Raw genomic sequence first — 22,712 nt, 5'->3', positions numbered from 1 at the left:
GGATTACAGCTGGCTGAACAGGTTCAGCTTGGACAACTGGACGAATACCTGCTGAGAAGCGTCCAGCATGGTCTTCTGCAACGTCAATCGGGTAGTGGCCTCAACAATATCGGCGTTGACATAGGTGCCCTGCTCAACCGTGTTGTTGCCCTTGAGCAGCTCGTTGGTCGTCCCTTGCGCCGTCGCCGCCAATTGACGTGCACCGCCCGCGGAGCGCGCTGTGGACGCCTGATCAATGCTGCTCGAAATGTTGCCAAGCGCGGAGCCCAACGCGGCATCGAGCTTTTGCGAAGCAACCAGATTGCCATCAGTGGGTGTCGATAACGCCTTGATCGCTGCGGTCAGCGTGTTGAGGATGTTCTCGGTCTGGTGCGTGCCGGACTCAACGACGAACTGATCACCGGCCGCTGGCGTACCGCTAACGGTAAAGTTGACGCCCGACGCATTGGCGGTCGAACCGGTCAGTGTGCCACTCGACACCGGCTTGCTGCTGCTGGTGACGGGCGAGGCATACAGGTCGTAGGCAGTGGCGCTGGTGAACTTGAGAATCGCGCCATTGGGCGGGAAGGTGTTGTTGAACGCCGTGCGGTCAGCCGTTGTGTTGCCCACAGCCGAACTGCTGATAGTCGCAGCCGACGTGTTGCCCGGGCTGCGCGAGGCCGAGACCGTGTCCGGCGTTGAGGCCAGTTCATAGCTGCGATTGGTCAGGGCAGTGGCAGCCGTTGCCGCCGTAGCGGATTCGGCGGCTGACAGGTTGACGTTCATGGTCAGCTCTACACCGCGGAAGGTGAAGGTCTGGTCAGAGAACGAGGCGTAGTTGAATTTACCGGCAGACGAGGCATCGGTCGTGACATCGGTGCCAGTGGCATCGGTGATCTTGAACTGCGTGCCGCTGAGGAACGTCATGGTGTACGGTTCGCCAGCCTGATACCCGGCGTTGTAAGCGCTGGTGGACTTGACCTGACCGCCCGTCAGGCCGACCTTGCCGTCGTCGGTCGCAGGCGACAGCAGCGTCGACGAGGTACGGGTGGTGTTGACCGCTTGCTCGAATGCCTCATGGCCTGTGGTGTTGCTTGGAAGCACCAGGCCATCACCAATCGCCAGATTGACGCTGGTCTGGTCGCCGCTGTAGCTATAAGTGCCATCGGCATTCTGCGCGTACGGCGGTGCCGAAGACTTGGAGCCGGCGAAAATGTACTGTCCGTTGGCGTCCTGGCTGTTCATCAAGCCGAGAATCTGGCTCTGATACTGTTTGAGCTCGGCGGCCTTGGCCAGGCGGTCGGAGTCGGTGTAGGCACCGTTGCCGGCCGACACGACCACTTCACGAGCCGCCTGCATCGTATCGACGATGCTGGTCAGCGCGGTTTCGGAATTGACGATGTTGGTGTTGATCGTGCCGATGTTCGACGCGTACTGGGTCAGCATGGAGTTCTGCTGAGCCAGTTGCAGAACGCGTGCAGCACCTACCGGATCATCACTGGCGGTATTGAGCTTGATACCGCTGGTGACCTCATCACCGGTCTTGATCACATTCGCATAATTACGCTGATAGTTGGCATTGGTGGATTCGAAGAACTGGGTAGTTGAGATCCGCATGGTTCACGACTCCTTAAAGGCTGTTGATCAGCGTGCTGAAAATGGTTTGGGCCGCCTTGATGATCTGCGACGAGGCCGTGTAGTACTGCTGATACTTGATCAGGTTGGCCGCTTCTTCATCGAGCGATACGCCCGAAACCGAATCACGCGCAGACTTGGCCTGTGCAACGACTGCCGCACTGGCGGTGACATCACTCTTGCCCTGCCCTGCCAGAGTACCGACGACCGACACCAGATCAGAGTAGGCGCCGGACAGGCTGGTGCCCACGCCGCCATTGGTGACACCAACAGTCTTGGCGGTCTGCAGCCCCACTATTGCCAAGGCATTGCGGTTGTCCGAAGAGCCGGCACCGGTCAACCCGATGCTGAACGTGTCATTGGCCAGTGGCGAGCCGGACAGGGTCATCTGCACTTCGAACGCCGTCTTGCTGGCTGGCGTAGTCGTGTTATCGGTGTAACCGACGCTCAGCTTGAGCGCGTTGCTCTGACCCTGAATGATCGTGCCGCTCACCGCACTGCCATTCTGGTCGAGCACGGGTGAGCCACTCGCGTTGATCAGCGTATAGCTTTGAACACCAGTGCTGCTGACCGCGCCCATCACCAGCTTCATCGGCGCGGAGTCTTTGACCGCGTTACGCAGGTCAGCCGTCTGAACGCTGTTGTAGATGTTGGATTTGGTGCTCAACACCGGCTGGGTAAAGCCACCTGTGCCCGAGTTGCTGGCCCCGGCAGTCGCGGTCAATGGCGCGGCGGCTGCAATGTCCTTGGGATCGGTCAATACCACCGAAATACCCGAGGCACCGTTGCGTGTCGGGGTGACCTTGAAGATGTCGCCCGCAGCCAGCGCATTGCCTTTGAGGCTGACACTGAAGCCGTCGAATTGCTTGGGCGGGTTGTCAGTCAGCGCACCGGTGCCGACGCTTTCGCCGTTGGGCAGGCGTCGCACCGTGAAGTTGGAGGCGTCGTTGAAAGTGACTTCATAGTCGTCGGCAGTCAGCTTGCTGGTATCACCAATGGTCACGTCCAGGTTGCCGGAACCGGCGCTGTTGGTGGTTTTGCCGGTACTGCGCTGCGAAATGGCGTCGGCACTGTTGATGTTGGCGTACAGGCTGCTGCCGAAGTTGCCTTTGCTGTCGATGCCCTGGCTCATCTGGCTATTGACCTGATCGGCCAGCACCATCGCCGCACGACCGAGTTCATTGGTCGCAGGCACCAGTACATCGGAGCGGTAACGCAGCAGGCCGCCGATCGAGCCACCGGTAATCACCGAGGTCACGTCAGTCTTGGTCTGGCCGTAAGCGATCTGCACGTTGTACTGCAGCGGATCGGCCGGGCTCGGGGTCGCCGACATGGTGTACGACGTGCCGCCACTGACCAGCGACTGGCCAGTACCGGTATAAATATCGTAGTTGCCGTTGTTTTCGACCACTTTCACGCCGACCAGACCGTTGAGCTGGCGGACGGCTTCGTTGCGCGAATCGAGCAGCGAGTTGGGCGTGGTGTTGCCCGCCCCGGCCTGCGTGATCTGTTTGTTCAGGCTTGCCAGCGTCGTGGTCAGCTCGTTGACCTGTTTGGTGAAGGTGGTGAGCTGGGCATTGACGTTGTCATTCTGCGACGACAACTGCGAAGCGACCGAATTGAAACGCGAGCTCAAGGCAGATGCCTGAGTCAGGAATGACGAACGGTCCGACGACTGCGTGGCATTGGTGGCAATGCCCTGCATCTTGGTGAAAAAGTCAGCCAGCTGCGTGGACACGCCGGTCGCGCTGTCGGACAGCAGCGTATCGGTCTTGCTGGCCTGGCCGGAATACGCAACCGCGTCGGCGCTCAGGGCAGTACTGGTTTGCAATTGGGCATCAAGGTAGCCGTTGTAGATACGACGCACGTCGGACAGCGTCGTACCGGTGCCGATGTAACCGACACCCAGACCGATATTGATCTGTGCCGAAGCCGTGGTCATTACCTGCTGGCGCGAGTAACCGGCGGTATCCACGTTGGCCGTGTTGTTACCGATGGTGTTGATCGCGGCACTGCTGGCATTGATACCTGAGAGCCCAATTGAAATCAGCGACATGATTCAAAACCTTATAAAGTCGTGGAAGAGCCCGTTGCAGCGGCGTAAGTCTGGTAACTCTTCATCTGCTTCGCGATCTGCGAAATCTTGCTGGCATAGGCCGGGTCAGTTGCATACCCGGCCTTCTGCAATTCTTTTACAAACTGTTCCGGTTTATCGGCCGAGTTGACCACATCTTTATAACGATTGTTGTTCTGCAGCAGGCTGACCAGGTCGTGGAAGCTGTCGGCGTAGGAGTCGTACGAGCGGAAGTCTGCCGTCTCCTTGACCATCTTGCCGTCGCGGAACTCGCTGGTGATGGCGCGCGCTTCGGCACCCTTCCAACTGCCAGCGGCCTTGATGCCGAACAGGTTGTGACTGCTGCTGCCGTCCTGCTGACGCATGATCGACTTGCCCCAGCCGGTTTCCAATGCCGCCTGCGCGACCAGCATGACCGGGTCGACGCCGATGCGCGCTGCCGCTTCCTTGGCGAGCGGCAACATGGTCTCGACAAACTGGTCGGCGTTGCTGAAAGCGCGCTTGGCTGGCGCCAGCGGTGGCTGGGCCATGGAGCGAACGTATTCCGGCGCAGGTGCCAGGTTGGGATCAAGTGTCCAGTCGCCGTTGTTACCGGGCGTGCTGGCGGTCGCGCGAGTCGGTGCCGGGCTGTTGCTGACGGCGGCCGTGGCAGAAGGAACGATGCCTGCCAGCAGCCGATCGGTGAGTTTGGTCGGCAACGACAGACGACGGGCATTGAGCGCCGCCATGTCATTGCGCCCTTCACCGGAGGCCGAAACGGCGGCAGCCGCCTGATCCGCTGCTGCCGAACGCGTGGCCCACAGCGGACGTTGATAGACGCTGGTCGCCAGGCCGGTCTTGGCCGGTGCTGCGTCGGTCGCCGTTGCAGCCTTGGCGGTGTCGGTGGTGTTTGTCGCCGCCGCGTGGTTGATGCCCTTGTCTTTCGACAATTGGCGCATCAGCACATCCTGCAGGCCAATACCATTGCCGCGCGTGGACAATGTGACCGCCAGTTGCTGGTCATACATGTCCTGATACTGGCGCGTGGCCGGAGTATTCATCGGATTGTCCTTGGCCAGCACTTCGTTGGCCGAACGCATGGCCTTGAGCATCTGGCTGACGAACAGCGACTCGAACTCCTGAGCAACCTTCTTCTGGTTGGCCACGCTGTCCTTGTCGCCATGCTTCAACGCCGCCAGCCGGTTGACGTCGGTGTAGGCACCGGAGTCGACAGCTGACGAAATTCCGCTCTTGGGCATGTCCATACTCGACTCCTCAGATGACGATCAGGTCGGCTTGCAAAGCGCCGGCCTGTTTCAGGGCTTCGAGGATGGCCATCAGGTCACCGGGCGCAGCGCCCACCTGATTGACCGCACGGACGATCTCGTCCAGCGTGGTGCCTGGACCAAATTTGAACATCGGGTGCAGCTCTTGCTGGGCGTTGACCCGTGAGCGCGGTACGACAGCGGTCTGGCCACCGGACAAGGCACCCGGCTGGCTGACAATCGGGTCTTCGGTGATGGTCACGGTCAGGCTGCCGTGGGTCACAGCGGCAGGCGACACCTTGACGTTCTGACCGATGACAATAGTGCCGGTCCGCGAATTGATGATGACCTTGGCAGCGGTCTGGCCCGGATCGACTTCCAGGTTTTCCAGAATCGACAGGTAATCGACACGCTGGCCCGGATCAAGCGGCGCGGTCACACGCACCGAACCGCCGTCCAGCGCCTGGGCAACGCCAGGGCCGAGCAATTCGTTGATCTTGTCCACAACCCGCTTGGCCGTGGTGAAGTCGGAACGGTTGAGGTTCAGGGTCAGGGTATTGCCCTGATTGAAGCCACTCGGTACCGAACGCTCGACCGACGCACCACCGGGAATACGGCCCGACGACGGAACGTTAACCGTGATTTTCGAGCCATCGCGGCCTTCTGCGTCAAAACCGCCGACCACCAGGTTGCCCTGCGCAATGGCGTAGACGTTGCCGTCGACACCTTTCATCGGCGTCATCAACAACGCACCGCCGCGCAGGCTCTTGGAGTTACCGATCGAGGACACGGTGATATCGACCGTCTGACCCGGCTTGGCAAACGCTGGCAGATCCGCGTACACCGCAACGGCCGCGACGTTCTTCAACTGCACGGTGCCCGAACCTGCCGGCACCTTGATGCCGAACTGCGAGAGCATGTTGTTGAAGGTCTGCAGCGTGAACGGGGTCTGGGTGGTCTGGTCGCCCGTACCGTTGAGCCCCACCACCAGACCGTAACCGATCAATTGGTTGGCCCGCACGCCGGAGATGCTGGCGATGTCTTTCAGACGTTCGGCGTGTGCGCCGAACGCTGCAGACAACAGCAAGGTCGCGGCTATCAGTTGCTTGAGCTTGATCATGTCTATCCCGCTATCAGAAAGGGAACAACGGGCTGAGGAAGAACCGGTCGAACCAGCCTGGCTGGCTGGTATCGGCAAAGGCTCCGGTCCCCGAATAGGTAATACGTGCATCGGCAATACGGGTAGAAGACACCGTGTTGTCGGTTGCGATGTCATCGGCGCGCACCAGGCCGGCAATGCGTACCAGTTCGTCACCGGTATTGAGCGTCATCCACTTCTCGCCACGCACGGACAGAATGCCGTTGGGCAGCACATCCGCAACGGTCACGGTAACCGAGCCGGTCAGGCTGTTGCTCTGCGCGGCCTTGCCGTCACCCTTGGTGGTGCGGGCGCCGTTGTAGCCTGCGCTGAGGCTCAGGTCGTTGCCGCCAATCGGGTTGTTGGTGGTCAGGCCCGAACCGAACAGCGAGGTCAGACCAATACTGTTGGTGCTGTCCTTGCTCATTGCCGAGGTCGCCGCCTTGCTCGCTGCCATGCGCTCGGAGAGCGTGATGGTGATGATGTCGCCGACGCGGAACGCCTTGCGGTCGCCGTACAGGTTCTGCTCGAAGCCGGCCTGATAGATAGCGCCATTGTTCGAAGCGGCCGACATGGGCGTACGCGGCAACACCGGAGCGTAGTAAGGGTCATTGGGCTTGGCCGTCGGCGCAACACAGCCAGACAGCAGGGTGATCCCGCACAATGAAGCGATCAACACTGAAAAACGCGGAAAACCAGGGCGGTTCATGACACTTGAAACCTCGCGGTGTAGCAGGCGCTTATCAGGCGCCCCTTCGGATTGAGCAGTTTTACCAACAGCAACATCAGGGCCTTACAGGTTCTGAGTCAGGTTTTGCAGCATCTGGTCAGCCGTCGAGATCACTTTGGAGTTCATCTCGTAAGCGCGCTGGGTCGTGATCATGTTGACCAGTTCCTCGACGGTGCTGACGTTGGAGTTTTCCAGAGTGTTCTGCAGGGTCGGGCCCAGGCCGTTGAGGCCGGGCGTGCCGATCTGCGGCGCGCCGCTCGAACCGGTTTCCAGGTACAGGTTGCCACCGATGGCCTGCAGGCCGGCCGGGTTGATGAAGTCGGCGGTCTGGATGTTGCCGATGATCTGCGGCGTGGCGGTTGCACCTGCCAGCGTCACCGAAACAGTACCGTCCTGGCCGACCGTGAAGGTCTGGGCATTCTGCGGAACCACAATCGCAGGCTCCAGAGCGTAGCCATTGGCAGTGACGATCTGGCCGTTGGCGTCCAGGTGGAACGTACCGTCGCGGCTGTAGGCCACGGTGCCGTCAGGCTGGGTCACCTGGAAGAAACCGCGACCGTTGACCGCCAGGTCCAGCGGGTTGTTGGTGGTTTGCAGGCTGCCAGCAGTGAAGTTCTTCTGCGTGCCGACGATGCGCACACCGGTACCCAGTTGCAGGCCCGATGGCAGCTCGCTGTCCTGAGTGGACTGAGCACCTGGCTGACGCTTGATCTGATACAGCAGGTCCTGGAACTCGGCACGATCACTCTTGAAACCTGTGGTCGAAACGTTCGCCAGGTTGTTGGAGATGGTGGTCAGGTTGGTGTCCTGAGCGGCAAGGCCGGTTTTGGCGACGTATAGTGCAGGAAGCATGTGTGTTCTCCTCAAGCGCCGGTTTGTCGGCGCAAGCTGTCATTGATTAGCCAAGTTGCAAGACGCGAGCCATCGACTGGTCGTCTTCTTCGGCGGTCTTCATCATCTTGACGTGCAATTCGAATTGACGGGACAAGGCCAGCACCGAAGTCATTTCCTCGACCGCATTGACGTTGCTCGCCTGCAGAAAGCCGGACTCGACCTGAACGGTGGCGTCTGCATCGGCAGGCCGGCCGCTCTTGGTGTGGATCAGGCCATCGGGGCCTTTTTCCATGGTCTTGAGGTCAGGCTTGACCAGCTTGATACGGTCGACCTGCGCCATTACCTGCGGGCTCTCGCCCAGCGAGCGAATGCTGATTGTGCCGTCGGCGCCGATCTCGATCTGCTGCTGCGGCGGCACGGCAATCGGACCGCCGTTGCCCATTACCGGCAAACCACTGCCGTCGCGCAACACGCCCAGGGCATCGATGTTCATGCCGGAGCTGCGTGTGTAGGCTTCGCCACCGTCGGGAGTCTGCACGGCAATCCAGCCATCGCCCTTGATGGCGATGTCCAGTTCGCGGCCGGTCTCGACCATCGCGCCACCGGAGAAGTCAGTACCCGGACGCTCGCTCATGGCGTAGGCACGCGACGGCATGACCTCGCCAAACACCGGCATCGAGCGGGCCTGTTCAAGGTCACGCATGAAGCCATTGGTCGAAACGTTTGCCAGGTTGTTGGCGTGAGCCTTCTGCGCAATCGCGTTTTCGGATGCACCGCTCATGGCGACGTAAAGCAACTTGTCCACAGTCTTCCTCCTCCGACAGACGCTTGCCGCCTGTAGCTGTTCTGAAAGGGTTAAAGCAATTTTTGAACCAACTTGTCAGCCTCGATACAAATGCCTGATTAACCAGCAAAAACCGGCACGCGACGATCACCTTCAGGCAAAGCGCCATCCAATAGCGGCGGCGGACTGCCGCCTGCTGATCATCGAGCAGGACACACCGCCAAAAAAACTTCATCGATACGCGCTAACAGGCTAATCGACAGTGATAATCTTGCAGGCACCGCAACCCTGAACGGGAACCGTCATGCTTTTTCGTGTGTGCGTTGTCGGCGTCGCGACCGCGAGCCTGATGACCTTCGCCCTGCTCTGCCAGGCCGCCCCTGCGCACTATTACCGCTGGCAGGGCGACAGCCGGATTGTCTGCGCCCAGACCAGCCCGGGGCCGGGCTGGACCCGCCTGAAAGGTCACTTCGTCAAATCCGACTGCTCAATCTGATCAGGTTGACTGAATCAGCGTCTGCATGACCGTCGCCTCCGTCGATATCGCCTTGGAGTTGGCTTGATACGCCGTCTGCGCCTGAATCAACGCAATCAGTTCATCGGCCAATACCACATTGGAGCCCTCCAGCGCGCCGCCGACCAGACTGCCCAGCGTGCCGACGCCCGGCACCTCGTAATCGGCAACGCCCGACTCTGCGGACTCTGTCCAGCGCGTATCGCTGCGCGCCTGCAAGCCCTGCGGGTTGGCGAAGCTGGCAAGGATCACCTGGCCGATATTCTTGTTCATGCCGTTGGTAAAACCGGCACGCAGAATGCCATCGCGCCCCACACTCAGACTGCTCAACTGCCCCGCCGCATGCCCGTCCACGTGGGTCGAGGAACGCGAGCTGGCAGCGTTGTGCTGTAGCAGGTTGGTGAAGTCCAGTTCAATGCCGTTTGCACTGCCGGCCGCGCCGTTGGACACCCAGCGATCCTGCCCCGTTACCCGCTCGGCAGGCATTGCCGGCGTCCAGCCGTTAAGCTGCAGCCCGCCGCCGTTGGTGCTCACCAGCCCCGAACTGCCGGTCAGCGAACGCACCGAACCGCCGGAATCAAAAACGATGTTAGCCGTCAGCGGCTCGGTGGAATCGGGCATCTGCGGGTTGCGCCCGTCAATCAGTACATGCATGCGCCAACTGTTGTTGCCATCCTTGACGAAATACTGTTTCAGCTCGTGCTGATTGCCCTGACTGTCAAAAATCGCATTGGCAAACATATCGCTGTAGGTTTTCAGGTCCAGCGAATCAAACGCCGGAACGGGTCGATCCATCACCGCGTCGGCCGGATCAAGCATACTGGCTGACCCATCGATCAACGGCAGCGAAACCGCACCGCCACTGGCCGCGCCATTGCTCATCCAGGCCCCATTCACCTCGTGAGCCGGCCGCCAGCCCTGCAGGGCAAACTCGGTGTCGGAAATCTTGCGCAGGTGCTGACTATTGCCGCTGTACGACAGTGACCCGTTGGGCTTTTGCTCGAGGGTGACGTGTAAAGGGGCCACGCTGTTGGGGTCCACCGGATTACGCCCGTCGACCAGCACATACATCGACCACTGGCTGTCGCCGGTCTTGACGAAATACTGCTTGAGTTCATGATCTGCCGCGGGCACCGCGCCAGCACCAGTGCCAGACCCTGCGTCCTGAATGGTTCGGCCGATGGCACGGGTGTAAGTGGCGGGGTCGGCAGGGTCGAACGCCGGCAACCGGGCAAGTGACGGCAGCGAGGCGTCGAGGTTAATGTTCTCGGCAACCCGCGTCGTGGCTCTGGCAGCCACATTCGAGGTGTCAATCTGCAGGTCGGTGCGCAGGCCGCGCATGATCTCGCCATTATCGTTGGCAGCGTATCCCTGCAGGCGTCCGCCCTCGCTGTCGACGACGAAATTGGCCGCATCCTTGAGGAAAGCTCCGGCCCGGGTATAGGCAAGCGATCCTTTGTCGCTCACCACAAAAAAACCGTTGCCCTGAATGCGCATGTCCAGCGGGTTGCCGGACGTGGTCATGCTGTCGCCCTGATTGAAATTCTGCTGAGTTGCGGCAAGGCGCACACCGTCGCCAATCGCATTGCGGCCACTGCCCAACTGGGCAGATGAATACAGCGCCGAGAACTGCGCCCGCGATGATTTGAAACCGATGGTCCCGGAGTTGGCAATATTGTTGCCCGCCACTTCCAGCCTTTTGTTTGCAGCGTTAATACCACTGATCGCTGTATTGAATGACATGAGCACTTCCTTGCCACACGTGGCAGTTTATAAGGAAGTTTTATTCTCACACCATCGTGCGTAGGAAATTTCCAAGCCCAACGACTGAACTTTCCGTAAGTTTTAATCTTGCTCGATACTTCATCAGGCTGAAAAAAAATATAAAAAAAAGCCCCTTCGAAAAGGGGCTCTATTCAATGCGTCACACTATCAAGTCATCTGAATAGTGGTCTGCATGATGGTGCTTTGAGTGGAGATGGTCTTGGCGTTAGCCTGGTAGTTGCTTTGCGCCTTGATCAGATTGACCAGTTCCATTGTCAGGTCGACGTTGGACTCTTCCAGCGCCTGACCGGTGATGTAACCCAGTGTACCGGACTCCGGAACGCCGCTCACCGGAACGCCAGAGGCGAAGGTTTCACGCCAGTTGGTACCACCCGCCTGCGCCAGACCCTGGACGTTGGCGAAGTTGGTCAGCGAAGTCTGACCGATCACCTGAGATTTGCCGTTGGTGTAAGTCGCGAACAGATTACCGGTCGCATCGACGCTCATGGCGCTGAGCTGGCCAGTGGCGTAACCGTCCTGATCCTGAGTGATCAGACCCGACACCGACGCGGTCTGGGTGATGCCAGCCATGTTCAGCTTGATGGAAGCACCCGTGGCACCATTCGCCACCCAACTGGTGGTCGTGCCGGTACCGGTCTGCACACCCGGTACCCAGTTGGCGACGGTGAAGGTGCCGTCAGTGTTGAACTTGATGTTCGCGCTGTCGGATGGCACGGTGCCCGGTGCTGCAACCACCAGATTACCCGAGGAGTCGAATGTCAGGTCGTTCTTGTCAGCTGCGGTGGTGGTCGGGTCGGAAATGCTGCGACCGTCCATCAGCGAGTACATGGACCAGGTGTTAGTGCCGGTCTTGACGAAGTACTGATCCAGCGTATGCGCGTTACCCTGAGTGTCGTAGGTTGGCGTGCTGTACTTCATGTTGTACGACTTGGTGTCGGTCGCATCGAACGTGGTAAGGGTCGGCAAGGCGGTAGTGGAGTTCAGGTTGGCAACGTTAGTGATCGCCGAGGTCGCCTTGGGCTCGAGGTTGGACGAGTCCACCTTCAAGTCGCTCAGCGCACCCGTGACCACACTGCCGTTGGCATCAACGTTGTAACCCTGCAACTTCATGCCGCCGCTGTTGACGACAAAGCCTTCCTTGTCGGTGTGGAATGCACCGGCACGGGTGTACAGCTTCTCGCCGTTATTGCTGAGCATGAAGAAACCGTTGCCGTTGATGGCAAGGTCAAGGCTGTTGGCAGTGCCGGTTGTCAGGTTGCCCTGAGAAAACTGCTGAGAAACCGCTGCGGTCGATACACCGCTGCCCACGTTAGTTTGCCCGGACGTGCCGCGAATAGACTGGGCATACTGGTCGGCAAACTCCGCACGCGAAGACTTGAAGCCGGTCGTTGCAACGTTGGCAATGTTGTTGCCGGTAACGTCGAGACTTTTGTTTGCAGCATAGAGCCCACTAAGGCCGATATTGAAAGACATGTTTCACTCCTGCGCCTGGTAGGCTCTACAATCCGATGGTTTGAACTTTGGACAAGGCAACACTGCCGCTGGCCAGATTGAGCATTGTTTCTGCACCATTCACACCCAACGTGACGCTGTTGACCGTGGCAGGCAGGTAAGTCGAAAGCTGTGTGTTCTTGCCGTCAACCGAACCTTCAGCCTTGAAGGTGTAGTTGCCCGACGCAACCGCGGCACCGTCGCCGTCGGTACCGTCCCAGGCGAAGCTGATGGTGCCGGCTTTCTGCGCACCCAGTTCGACGGTGTCGACCAGGTTCGATTGCGCGTCATACACCTTCACACTCGTCGCCGAAGTGGCGCTCGGCAGGACAATCGAACCGGTCATGCCCTTGGTGGTATCCACGGTGGTGGAGCTCGAATCGATGATGACCGAGCGGCCGACCAGCGACGATGCCTGCAAGGCCTGCGACGATTGATAACTGGAGGCAATCGTGTCAACTGTCTTGGTCAGGTTCTGCATGCTTTCAAGGCTGCTGAACTGCGCCAATTGGGCCACGAACTGCGTGTTGTCCTGCGGGTCCAGCGGGTTCTGGTTCTTCATCTGGGTCACGAGCAACTGCAGGAACGCGTCTTTGCCCAGCGTGCCGGTAGAGTTCGTCGTGGTAGCAGTGGGGTTCTGCAACTTGTCCAGAAATGTCGATGAAACGGTGCTTGCTGAGGTGCTATCAACGGCCATAACGTTCGCCTTCTATCACTGACCGAGGGTCAGAACCTTCTGCATCATGGATTTAGCGGTGTTCATGATTTCAGCGTTGGTCTGGAAAGACCGGCTGGCAGAAATCATGTCGGCCATTTCTTCCACGACATTGACGTTGGGGTAATAGACATACCCGTCCTTGTCAGCGGAAGGATGATTGGGCTCGTAGCGCGCTTCGAGGTTGGAACTGTCTTCGATGATGCCGTTGACCTGAACGCCCTGACCCGCTTCGCCCTGATCCTGGAACAACGAACCGCCTGTGGACTGCTGACCCTGCATCACGGTGGCAAACACCGGGTGACGGGCGCGATAGGTCTGGTCCATGCTCGACGACACGGTCTCGGCGTTGGCGATGTTACTGGCCGTAGTGTTCAGACGCGTGGTCTGTGCACTCATGGCGCTACCGGCAATGTTGAACACATTGGCTAGTGACATGAATTATTCTCCGCGAAGGGCTGCAACCAGCCCTTTGAACTTGCTGTTGAGCAGTGTGAAGCTGGCCTGGAAGCCCATGGCGTTCTCGGTGTAGCTGGCCGTCTCGACCTGCGAGTCAACGGTGTTCTGGTCCAGCGAAGGTTGCGACGGCGTGCGGTACATCAGCGTGCCATCGTCATTCCCCATGCCCTCGGCTTCGATATGGCGGCTGTTGGTCTTGTTCAGCGCGAAATGACCGTTCTGGGCCTTGTCGTTTTCGGCAGCCAGCACCGAAGAGAACTCCAGATCGCGCGCCTTGAAGTTCGGGGTGTCGGCGTTGGAAATGTTGTTGGCCAACACCTCTGCACGCTGAGCCCGGAAGTTCAGAGCCTTTTCATGTATGCCTAATGCTTTATCGAAGCTGATGCTCATGTCGGGAAACCTTTGCCGGTTGACCTGATTCTGTTGTTACTGACAAAGCAATCGGCGTGCCATGTTTCAAAAGCCAATGATTGCGAGGGTTACAGACAGCGCAGAGGCGGCAATGCCAGAAAAGCGGCAAGGCATTTCCGCTGTGGAGAGGCAAAGCGGCAAGGTGGGTGCCGTTTTTTTGCCAGTATGGGTTTGCCGTGTGGCAGCGCCTTGAGTCGAACCCAATAAAAAAGAGACCCTGAGGTCTCTTCATATAAAAGGCGAGTAGCGATGATCAGAGCCCCAGCTCACTCAAGCCAGGATGATCATCTGGTCGCCGCCCCAGTGGCCAGCGGTATTTGCGCTCGGACTCGGCGATCGGCAAATCATTGATGCAGGCAAAGCGCCGTTGCATGAGGCCGTTCGCCGCGAACTCCCAGTTTTCATTACCATAGGAACGGAACCAGTTGCCCGAGTCATCGTGCCATTCATAGGCATACCGCACGGCAATGCGGTTATCGGTGAATGCCCAGAGCTCCTTGATCAATCGGTAATCCAGTTCCTTGCGCCACTTACGCTCGAGAAAAGCCTGCGCCTCATCGCGACCGTTGACGAATTCGCTGCGGTTACGCCAGTACGTGTCTTCGGTATAGGCCAGCGCAACTTTCGCCGCATCGCGCGAGTTCCAGCCATCTTCGGCGCCGCGGACTTTCTGGATAGCCGTCTCCAGCGTAAAGGGTGGCAGCGGGGGTCTTCCGTTGTCAGTCATAGCAGCGTCCTTAAAATGGTTTGTAGGGCAGGAATTTGCCATCCAGGGTTATTACCGCACGCTCTCCCCCTTCCGGGTCTTCGACTTTCCTGATGTCCAGCTTGAAGTTGATGGCACTGATGATGCCGTCGCCGAACTGTTCATGCACCAATGCCTTCAGCGTGGTGCCGTAAACCTGAACCATCTCGTGGAAGCGATAGATAGTCGGATCACTGGAAACGTCTTCCACATGACCGCGCAAGGGGATGGTTTGCAGCTCGACAACCGCGTCCCGGTCCAGCCCGAGACGCTCGGCGACCACCTCGGCAACTGCTTGCGGCAACGGATGCTGGCCGAGCAACGCCGCGGTGACATACACCACGCTCAGCCCCGTGTCTTCTGCGAGCGACGCCCAGGTCAGATTGTTTGCTGCTTTGGCCTGCAAGACGCGTTCGGTCAACTGCTGGCGTGGCGTACTGGATATATTGCTGTGCGGCATAACCAATCCTCTGACGGTTTGACTAAATGACACATCAGCAATACCACAACAGAACCCGAAATAAAAAAGAGACCCGAACAGACTGTGTGAAAACACACTGATGAAGGCCCAAGCAAACGCCCCGACTTGTTCGGGGCGTTTTGTTTTGTATTGGCAGCAGACGAAAAAATGACCGCTCAGCCCATCAAAGCCATCAGATGGCGCACACCGAGCACTTTAATCGCTCGTTTCAGGTTATAAGCATTCACCGCCAAGGCCATTTCAGCTTTTGTCCCCTCCAGTTGTCGCAGCAAGAAACGGCCATTACCAAATAGCCATTGCTTGAGGTTGCCGAAGGGGTGCTCAACGATGGATCTTCGGTTGGCCATCATCTCAGGATGCGCCTGCATTCTTTGCTCCATCCGCTCGAAAGCCTCTTCATGGGCATGTCGTGAGACATAACGGCGCTGGGCTCGAGTGCATTGCGTTTTCAGCGCGCAGTTGGCGCAGTCATCGACCTCAGCCTGATAGATCCGATCACCTTTGTTGTGCTGTTTTAGCGTTAACCATTTGCCTGCCGGACACTGGAAACGATCGTGTCCGGCCTCATAGATAAAGTCTTTTCGCTCAAAGAGCTGCTCTTCATGACTGCCAGGGTTTTTCGAACGATTGGGCGGTACATAGGCCGTAATCGAAGCATCCTCGCAGGCCTGAAACTGCTTGCCATTGGAGTAGCCGGCATCGGCAGTGACCGTCAGCTCATCTTGCTGTAACTCTGCTTTGGCGGCCTTGGCCATCGGCTCCAGTTGCTTTCGGTCATCGCCATCCTGGGTGACCTCATGATGCAAAATCAGGCAATGCTCGGCGTCCACGACGGTTTGCACGTTGTAGGCCACACGTGGCCCTTTGGCCGTGCGCATCATTCGGGCATCGCTTTCATGAGTGTTGAACTGCTCGATGCCCATCGAACGCATCAGTGCCTGGCAACTCTGATTATCCTGTTGTCGAGCCTCAAGCTGTGCCAGTGCTGCTTTGATTGCGCTGCGATCAATTGAATCTGTGGTTTCAGCCTTGTCGGCCTCATCCAGCTCGGCCAGATACTGAGCGATGCGCTTATCCAGTTTTTCTTCCTGGCGCTTGAGCTGCTTCAAATTCACATGACGCCGTGAGGAGGCGACCGCCTGAAACTTGCTGCCGTCGATGGCCACCAATTCACCGGCGATCAAGCCTGCTGTGCGACAAAATCGAACGAAAGCACGGCAGGTCGCGATGAAGGCGGGTTTATTGTTCTTGCGAAAGTCGGCGATGGTCTTGAAGTCGGGCTTGAGCCGGTTGATCAGCCACATCACTTCGATGTTGCGCTGACACTCGGCTTCAAGACGTCGCGATGAGCGAATCCGCTGAAAATAGCCGTAGAGGTAGAGTTTTAGCTGATCGGCGGGATCATAAGCAGGGCGCCCCGTGCTTTTTGGAATCGCTTTATCGAAGCCCAGTTGCACCAGATCGAGCTTGGCAACGTACAGGTCAATGACACGAACGAGGTGATCCTCGGGGATCAACTCTTCCAGCGAGACCGGGAATAGGCTGGTCTGGCTGCGGGACTCACCTTGGATGTAGGCCATAACGAAAAATGCTCTGTATCTTTCGATACGGAGCATTTTCTTTGAGCGCTGCGCAGATTGCTAGGTTTTCACACAGTCTGCGAAGGTCTCTTTCATGAAAGGCAGTCAGCCAGGTATCACTTGGCCTTGTAGATAATCCCGGGGCTACACTGGACCATCTGATAGTGATCAGGCAGGCCATTGAGCGCTTCGGATGCACCCAGAAACAGATAGCCGCCCGGCTTGAGCGTGCCGTGGATGCGCAGCAGAATGTCTTTCTTCACTTCGGCCGAGAAGTAGATCAGCACGTTGCGGCAGAACACGATGTCGAACTTGCCCAGCGCCGAGTAGCTGTCGAGCAGGTTGAACGAGCGGAACTCCACACGGCTCTTGATCGGTGCCTTGACCACCCAGCGGCCGGGGCTTTTCACATCGAAAAAGCGCTGCAGACGATCCGGTGACAGGCCGCGACCAATCGCCAGGCTGTCGTACTCGCCGGTCTTGCAGTTGTTGAGCATCAAGCCCGACAGGTCGGTGGCAACGATCTGCGCGCCGGACTTGAGCTGGCCCGGGTTGGCGCGCTCGAACTCGTCGATGGACATCGACAGCGAGTACGGTTCCTGCCCCGACGAACACGCCGCCGACCAGATGCGCAGTCGCTGACCGGGGCTGGCCTTGATCTGCTCGGGCAACACCTTGTTCTTCAGCACTTCAAACGGGTAGGTATCGCGAAACCACAGGGTTTCGTTGGTGGTCATCGCATCGACCACCTGCTCGCGCAAACCACTGCGCGGCTGGGTCTGAATGCGCTGGACCAACTCGCCAAGCGACTTGATGCTTTGCTGCTCCATCAATTTGTTGAGGCGGCTGGACACCAGGTACTGCTTGTTTTCCCCAAGCAAGATGCCACAGGCTTTTTCCAGAAATACCCGGAACTGATCAAAATCCAAATTACCCGTAGACAAGGTGCCGCCTCTCAAATCATGTGAATCACCGGGGACGACGCCCCCGGCTGGTTATTCTGCTGCCTTGATCCGCGCAACAACCCTGGCCGCCAGATCATCAGGCCGGAATTTGGCGAGAAAATCATCCGCCCCGACCTTCTTGACCATTGCCTGGTTAAACACCCCGGACAGCGACGTGTGCAAGGTAATATGCATCTTCTGCATGCGCGGATCATTACGTATGGCAGCTGTAAGGGTATAGCCATCCATCTCCGGCATTTCAATGTCGGAGATCATCATCAGGAACTCTTCTTCCGGCTTTTTACCTTCTGCGACCATTTTGAGCAGGTAATCCAGCGCCTGACGACCGTCATTCAGTGCGACCACTTCCACCCCGACGGTTTCCAGGCAACGGCTGACCTGCTTACGGGCCACCGACGAGTCATCGACGGTCAGAACGCGCAGCGAAACCGCCTTGTGATGAACCTCGGCGTCGATAACACCTATCGAAATCTCTTCGGAAACGGGCGCTACTTCGGCGAGGATTTTCTCGACATCGATGATTTCCACCAACTGGTTATCGACCCGGGTTACTGCGGTCAGGTAATGATCGCGCCCGGTGCCCTTGGGTGGTGGATGAATCTCTTCCCAGTTCATGTTGACGATGCGTTCGACAGAATGCACCAGAAACCCCTGAACCTTGGTGTTGTACTCGGTAATGATGACGAAGGAATTGACCAGCGAAATCATCCCTGTGGAGCCCGTCGCCATTGCCAGATCCATAATCGGAATGGTACCGCCACGAATATTGGCCACGCCACGAACGATCTTGCTCGATTTGGGCATGATGGTGAGTTTCGGGCATTGCAGTACTTCTTTTACCTTGAAGACGTTGATCCCGTAGAGCTGCTTGCCGTCGAGACGGAACAAGAGCAGCTCCAGGCGATTCTGACCCACCAGCTGAGTTCGCTGGTTTACCGAATCCATTACACCTGCCATGCCGAACCCCCTTACCAAAATGACCGCCACCCAGGCACCAGACCAACAAGCGGCACGGGCTTTGCTATTTGTTACGTCATGAACGCCAAGATGACAATTTCTCGACACCTCGCATTAGAAACCCGCTGGCTTCTCTGCGCAATCGCCCTGCTGTGCCTTTCCGGCACGGTGAGCCTCGCTCGTGCAGAGAATTTCACACTGCCTGAACAGCTTATCGGCGTCACCCAAGGGTTTCTTGAGTTCACAGTAGAAGACTATTTGGCAACCAACCAGATTGACGGGCGTCACGACATACAGGTCAAGCAGCTCGACCCGCGTTTACGGATGGGTGCCTGCGACAAGGATTTGACAGCCACACTGGAAAGCCCGCGCCCGGTTGGACGGGTCACCGTGCGGGTGCGTTGCGAAGGCTCATCGCCCTGGACGGTGTTCGTGCCCGCCCAGGTGCAGTTGTTCCGCAACGTGGTCACGGTCATGCGGCCGCTGAAACGCGACGCCATCGTGACTGAAGAAGATATCGCGATGCGTGAGCGGGATGTCAGCAGCCTGGGCCAGGGTTTCCTGGCATCGCTTGATCAGGCAGTCGGTCAGAAGGTTGTCCGACAAATGGTCATCGATCAGGTCATCACCCCCGTGGCGCTTGAACAGCCCCAGATGATTCACAAGGGCGATCAGGTGGTGATCATCGCCCGCAGCGGCTCGCTGGCGGTACGGATGCCCGGCGAAGCGATGTCCGACGGCGGTTTCAACGAACAGATACGGGTGAAAAACCTTAACTCCCAACGGGTGATCAAAGCGAATGTCACCGGTCCAGGACAGGTAGAAGTGGCCATGTAATGCATTGAGGCTGGCGCAGAGGGTGTGTTTTTTTTAGACTGCGGGGAATGCCCGACGGTGAAAAGCATCTATTGAGAAGCTTTATCACAATCGGCCTAAAGTTTAATTGGGGTTGGCCGAAAACAAGGCAAGCGTCCAAACACCCAGAGGTTTTTCAATCATGGTCATAGATTTCAGTCGCCTTAACAATTCGCAGCCGGTTGCCAGTACTGCACGTACCGCAGCCAGCAAAGACACCGCCAAAACCGATGCGCCAGCACCTGCTGCAACCGCAGGCGTCAAAAGCACCGGGGAAACGTTTTCATTGAGCAGTGAGGCTCAACAGTTGCAGAAAATCACGGACAAGCTGACCGACCTGCCTACCGTTAACAGTGCTCGCGTTGCCGAGCTCAAGCAAGCAATTGCCGACGGTAGCTATGTAGTAGACAGCAACCGTGTCGCCAGCAAGCTGTTGAATTTCGAAACCCAACGCTAAGCCACGGCTCGCGCTGGATATTCTGGACGCTTAAAAACCAGAGCATGCGATGCAAGACACTACTTTGCTGCAGATGATCACTGATGACATGGTTTCTGCCCGGCAGCTTCTTGAGCTGTTGCAGGCTGAATCACTGATTCTTCACGGCCGCGACATGAGCGAGATGGAACAGGTGCTGGCGCAGAAACAGGCGTTGGTCATCCTGCTGGATCAGCACGGCCGCAAACGTAGCCAGGTGCTCGCCGGTATGGGGCTGCCCGCCAATCGCAGTGGTCTGCAGCAACTGGCCAGCCAGTCCGAGGTCGGCGAGCAATTGCTGACGAGCAGCGATGAGCTGAATGCGCTGATCAATGAATGCCAGACGCTGAACGATCAGAATGGTAGTCTGATCCAGTTGCAACAGATCAGCACCGCTCACCAGCTTCGCATTCTCAATGGCGGTGAAACGCCAACGCTCTATGATGCTCGCGGCTCGACTGCGCTTAGAGCAAAGCCACGCCCCTTGAGTCAGGCGTAACTTCCTGTATCAAGGTTTCGTGCGTAGTGGCAGAATGCCTGTTGTTGCGTTGCCGTAGTATTTTGCCTGGAGATTCAAGATCGTGAATGGCTCAAGCGCGGACGATGCTCCGCAGCCCCCGAAGGTCCTCAACACACCTTTGGAAATTGCCGCCAACCTGCGGCTGTTACTCGAGAGTCATGATCCGCTGATCATTACCTTCCATGAGCGCGCCCAGCGCTTTCAAAGCTACCTGCTTGAAGTCGACCGTGACAGCAATGTCATGGCGCTCGACGAAATGATCCCCCGTGACGGCGAACGTTTTCTCAGCAACGGCGAGTCTTTTCGTGTCGAAGGTTTTCACGATGGCGTGCGTATCGCCTGGGAAAGCTCGGCGCACATGGACATCGTCGATACCGACGGGCAGCGCATGTACCGCGGGCCGATGCCTGAGGAAGTCATTTACCACCAGCGTCGCAACGCATTCCGTGCAGCGTTGAAGCTGGCGCAACTGGTCGATATCGAGATCGGCGGTGACCGTCTCAAGTCTCCGCTCAAAGGCAAGCTGCTGGACATCTCCGCCACCGGATGCAAACTCCGTTTTGAAGGCGACCTGTCCGAGCGCATGCAATTGGGCCAGGTGTACGAGCGGTTCATTGCCAAGCTGCCGTTCGGTGCCATGACAGCCCCCGTCGAGCTGCGCTATCTGCACTTTGAAGAGCGCGTTCACACCACGTTTGCCGGGGTGCGCTTCCACAACATGAGTGGACTGGTGCAGCGCCAGGTCGAGCGCTTTGTCTATCAGTTGCAGCGTGAAGCGCGCCGCTTCGATAAAGACGACGACTTCTGACAGCACATTCTCCGCCTGCCGGTGATTGCGGCAGCCCTGCCGCAATCACCGTTCAGTTACCAGCCTCGAACTATCAGCAACGCCCTTCTGCCTCGATCAGGCCTTCCAGGTCTCGCTTTCGCGCTCCCGCTCGTCTTCTTCAGCCACCTGCGTGCTGGCAGCTGGCTCAGCTTCGGCTTCAGCCACTGTTTCAGGCTCAGGCTCAGGCTCAGGCTCGGGTTCTGGCTCCACAGTGGTCTGCATCTGGTCCTGCACAACCTGTTCGTCCACGCGTGGGTCGAGTGCCACCACCAGCGGCGAGCTGGACATACTGTCCGGCATCGCAACGTGATGCAGTGGCGCGTTCTCGACCTGATGCAGGTGAGTAACCGCTTTGGGCCTGATCAGCAGCACGAGGATGGCAGCAGCGCCACAGACGAACGCGTACAGCATGTGGCCGCCAAACACTTTCATGATCACGCCAGCCGCCAGCGGGCCGATACTCGCACCGATGCCGTAGGTCATGAGCAGCATGGCCGTCAGCGACACCCGGCGCTCGGCCTCGACGTGGTCATTGGCGAATGCCACGGCCAGCGGATAGAGACAGAACTGCATCAGCGAGGCCAGAAAGCCGACGCCGAACAGCACCTCGACCGGCACGCTGGGAAACAATGCCAGCGGCAACGACGCCACCACCAGCGCAGCCGCGAATATGCGCATCAGCACCGACCGGTCATAGCGGTCCGACAGCAGGCCCAGCGGCCACTGCACCAGAAACCCGGCCAGAATGCAGCACCCCATGAACAGACCGACCTGCTCGGTAGACAACCCTTGCTCGGCGGCATACACCGGTGCCAGGCCGTAAAACGAACCGATGATCAGCCCCGCGCCGAGCACCGCCGTCAATGACTGGGGAACGCGCTTCATGAAGAATCGCGGCTCCAGCGGTGCCGGGTGCAAAGGCGCCGGGTGAATGGCGCGGGTCATGGCGACGGGCACCAGGCACAGCGCAAAGCACAACGCCACCAGCATCAGCAGTTCCGGCCCCAGTTGCGGGTGAACCACCAGTACCAACTGGCCCAGTACCAGCCCCAGATACGAGGCAATCATGTAGCCGCTGAACACCATGCCGCGCTGTTTGGCAGCAGCCTGCTCATTCAGCCAGCTCTCGATGACCATGTACTGACACATCATGCCCAGGCCGACGATGACCCGCAGCACCAGCCAGGCGGGCAGCCAACTGATCAGGCCATGACCGAGCACCGCCGCGCCGACGATTCCGGCGCAGGTGGCATACGCGCGAATATGACCGACGCGGCCGATCAGGCGGTGACCGATCTTGCCGCCCAGCACCAGACCGAAGTAGTTGGCCGCCATCAACGCACCGACCCACAGGCTGTCGACCTGATCGGCCGCCAGGCGCAGGGCCAGATAAGTGCTCAGCAGGCCCGAGCCGATCAACATCATCAACGAGGCGAAATAAAGCGCTCGAAAGGATTTCCAGATTTGGCGCATCAACGTTCCAAAAATTGGGAGTCGCCCGAATGAGCGAGC

General features: G+C 58.4%; 23 protein-coding genes. 5 read left to right on the top strand and 18 right to left on the bottom strand.

Features of this window, described 5'->3' with window-relative positions; all coding sequences use genetic code 11:
- Positions 1-3: 3 nt before the first annotated feature.
- From PSPTO_RS10110 to PSPTO_RS10080, 7 genes are all read right to left on the bottom strand, one after another.
- On the bottom strand, positions 4-1,596 hold the full coding sequence (locus PSPTO_RS10110) for a flagellar hook-associated protein 3 (RefSeq protein ID WP_011103779.1): 1,593 nt from the start codon (positions 1,594-1,596) through the stop codon (positions 4-6).
- Positions 1,597-1,609: 13 nt separating this feature from the next.
- Complete coding sequence (gene flgK, locus PSPTO_RS10105; protein ID WP_005767017.1) at positions 1,610-3,670, bottom strand: flagellar hook-associated protein FlgK; 2,061 nt, start codon at positions 3,668-3,670, stop codon at positions 1,610-1,612.
- A gap of 11 nt (positions 3,671-3,681) precedes the next feature.
- Entirely contained in the window at positions 3,682-4,932 is a 1,251-nt protein-coding gene (gene flgJ, locus PSPTO_RS10100; protein ID WP_005767021.1) for a flagellar assembly peptidoglycan hydrolase FlgJ, read from the bottom strand.
- 10 nt (positions 4,933-4,942) lie between these two features.
- Positions 4,943-6,052, bottom strand: a complete 1,110-nt coding sequence (locus PSPTO_RS10095; protein WP_005767023.1) for a flagellar basal body P-ring protein FlgI — start codon at positions 6,050-6,052, stop codon at positions 4,943-4,945.
- 13 nt (positions 6,053-6,065) lie between these two features.
- The gene (gene flgH, locus PSPTO_RS10090) at positions 6,066-6,779 is read right to left on the bottom strand and encodes a flagellar basal body L-ring protein FlgH (protein WP_007244381.1); all 714 of its coding nucleotides are present in this window, start codon (positions 6,777-6,779) and stop codon (positions 6,066-6,068) included.
- An 84-nt stretch (positions 6,780-6,863) separates the two neighbouring features.
- On the bottom strand, positions 6,864-7,652 hold the full coding sequence (gene flgG / locus PSPTO_RS10085) for a flagellar basal-body rod protein FlgG (protein ID WP_002554310.1): 789 nt from the start codon (positions 7,650-7,652) through the stop codon (positions 6,864-6,866).
- A gap of 46 nt (positions 7,653-7,698) precedes the next feature.
- A complete protein-coding gene (locus tag PSPTO_RS10080) occupies positions 7,699-8,439 on the bottom strand; it encodes a flagellar basal body rod protein FlgF (RefSeq protein WP_005767027.1) in 741 nt (246 codons plus the stop codon).
- A 283-nt stretch (positions 8,440-8,722) separates the two neighbouring features.
- Between PSPTO_RS10080 and PSPTO_RS10075 the strand changes: the two genes are divergently transcribed.
- Positions 8,723-8,914, top strand: coding sequence for a hypothetical protein (locus tag PSPTO_RS10075; protein ID WP_017682472.1), 192 nt, complete (start codon positions 8,723-8,725; stop codon positions 8,912-8,914).
- Here PSPTO_RS10075 and PSPTO_RS10070 read toward each other — a convergent pair whose 3' ends face one another.
- The 10 genes from PSPTO_RS10070 to PSPTO_RS10025 all read right to left on the bottom strand — a co-directional run bounded on the left by PSPTO_RS10070 (position 8,915) and on the right by PSPTO_RS10025 (position 18,521).
- Positions 8,915-10,675, bottom strand: coding sequence for a flagellar hook-basal body complex protein (locus tag PSPTO_RS10070; RefSeq protein ID WP_011103777.1), 1,761 nt, complete (start codon positions 10,673-10,675; stop codon positions 8,915-8,917). It abuts the gene before it with no gap.
- A 189-nt stretch (positions 10,676-10,864) separates the two neighbouring features.
- Positions 10,865-12,190 carry a flagellar hook protein FlgE gene (gene flgE / locus PSPTO_RS10065; RefSeq protein WP_005767033.1) on the bottom strand — a complete coding sequence of 442 codons (1,326 nt, stop codon included), beginning with the start codon at positions 12,188-12,190 and terminating at the stop codon, positions 10,865-10,867.
- A 25-nt stretch (positions 12,191-12,215) separates the two neighbouring features.
- Positions 12,216-12,905: a flagellar hook assembly protein FlgD gene (gene flgD / locus PSPTO_RS10060; protein WP_007244383.1), complete on the bottom strand. Its 690-nt coding sequence runs from the start codon at positions 12,903-12,905 to the stop codon at positions 12,216-12,218.
- 15 nt (positions 12,906-12,920) lie between these two features.
- Positions 12,921-13,361, bottom strand: a complete 441-nt coding sequence (flgC, locus tag PSPTO_RS10055) for a flagellar basal body rod protein FlgC (RefSeq protein WP_002554316.1) — start codon at positions 13,359-13,361, stop codon at positions 12,921-12,923.
- A 3-nt stretch (positions 13,362-13,364) separates the two neighbouring features.
- Entirely contained in the window at positions 13,365-13,772 is a 408-nt protein-coding gene (flgB, locus tag PSPTO_RS10050) for a flagellar basal body rod protein FlgB (protein WP_005767037.1), read from the bottom strand.
- Between the two features lie 274 nt (positions 13,773-14,046).
- On the bottom strand, positions 14,047-14,520 hold the full coding sequence (locus tag PSPTO_RS10045) for a DUF1348 family protein (protein ID WP_011103775.1): 474 nt from the start codon (positions 14,518-14,520) through the stop codon (positions 14,047-14,049).
- 10 nt (positions 14,521-14,530) lie between these two features.
- Complete coding sequence (cynS, locus tag PSPTO_RS10040; RefSeq protein WP_011103774.1) at positions 14,531-14,998, bottom strand: cyanase; 468 nt, start codon at positions 14,996-14,998, stop codon at positions 14,531-14,533.
- 176 nt (positions 14,999-15,174) lie between these two features.
- A complete protein-coding gene (locus PSPTO_RS10035; RefSeq protein ID WP_054082654.1) occupies positions 15,175-16,599 on the bottom strand; it encodes an IS1182-like element ISPsy6 family transposase in 1,425 nt (474 codons plus the stop codon).
- Between the two features lie 116 nt (positions 16,600-16,715).
- Positions 16,716-17,543, bottom strand: coding sequence for a protein-glutamate O-methyltransferase CheR (gene cheR / locus PSPTO_RS10030; RefSeq protein WP_003382687.1), 828 nt, complete (start codon positions 17,541-17,543; stop codon positions 16,716-16,718).
- A 51-nt stretch (positions 17,544-17,594) separates the two neighbouring features.
- Positions 17,595-18,521 (bottom strand): chemotaxis protein CheV, encoded by a 927-nt coding sequence (locus PSPTO_RS10025; RefSeq protein ID WP_005771567.1) that lies wholly within the window; start codon positions 18,519-18,521, stop codon positions 17,595-17,597.
- Positions 18,522-18,599: 78 nt separating this feature from the next.
- On the opposite strand from PSPTO_RS10025, the gene flgA reads away from it, so the two are divergent.
- The 4 genes from flgA (at position 18,600) to PSPTO_RS10005 (ending at position 21,179) form a co-directional block, all read left to right on the top strand.
- Positions 18,600-19,358 (top strand): flagellar basal body P-ring formation chaperone FlgA, encoded by a 759-nt coding sequence (flgA, locus tag PSPTO_RS10020; protein WP_032608868.1) that lies wholly within the window; start codon positions 18,600-18,602, stop codon positions 19,356-19,358.
- A gap of 160 nt (positions 19,359-19,518) precedes the next feature.
- Positions 19,519-19,833 (top strand): flagellar biosynthesis anti-sigma factor FlgM, encoded by a 315-nt coding sequence (gene flgM / locus PSPTO_RS10015; protein WP_005616754.1) that lies wholly within the window; start codon positions 19,519-19,521, stop codon positions 19,831-19,833.
- Between the two features lie 49 nt (positions 19,834-19,882).
- Positions 19,883-20,350, top strand: a complete 468-nt coding sequence (locus PSPTO_RS10010) for a flagella synthesis protein FlgN (RefSeq protein ID WP_005771571.1) — start codon at positions 19,883-19,885, stop codon at positions 20,348-20,350.
- Positions 20,351-20,432: 82 nt separating this feature from the next.
- Positions 20,433-21,179: a flagellar brake protein gene (locus tag PSPTO_RS10005; RefSeq protein ID WP_005771573.1), complete on the top strand. Its 747-nt coding sequence runs from the start codon at positions 20,433-20,435 to the stop codon at positions 21,177-21,179.
- Between the two features lie 96 nt (positions 21,180-21,275).
- On the opposite strand, the gene PSPTO_RS10000 is transcribed toward PSPTO_RS10005, so the two are convergent.
- The gene (locus PSPTO_RS10000; protein ID WP_011103773.1) at positions 21,276-22,673 is read right to left on the bottom strand and encodes an MFS transporter; all 1,398 of its coding nucleotides are present in this window, start codon (positions 22,671-22,673) and stop codon (positions 21,276-21,278) included.
- Between the last annotated feature and the right edge of the window lie 39 nt (positions 22,674-22,712).

This window comes from Pseudomonas syringae pv. tomato str. DC3000, assembly GCF_000007805.1.
Classification (GTDB): Bacteria; Pseudomonadota; Gammaproteobacteria; order Pseudomonadales; family Pseudomonadaceae; genus Aquipseudomonas; species Aquipseudomonas avellanae.
The sequence above is the reverse complement of the archived record's forward strand: the minus strand, read 5'-3'. Positions and strand labels throughout refer to the sequence as shown.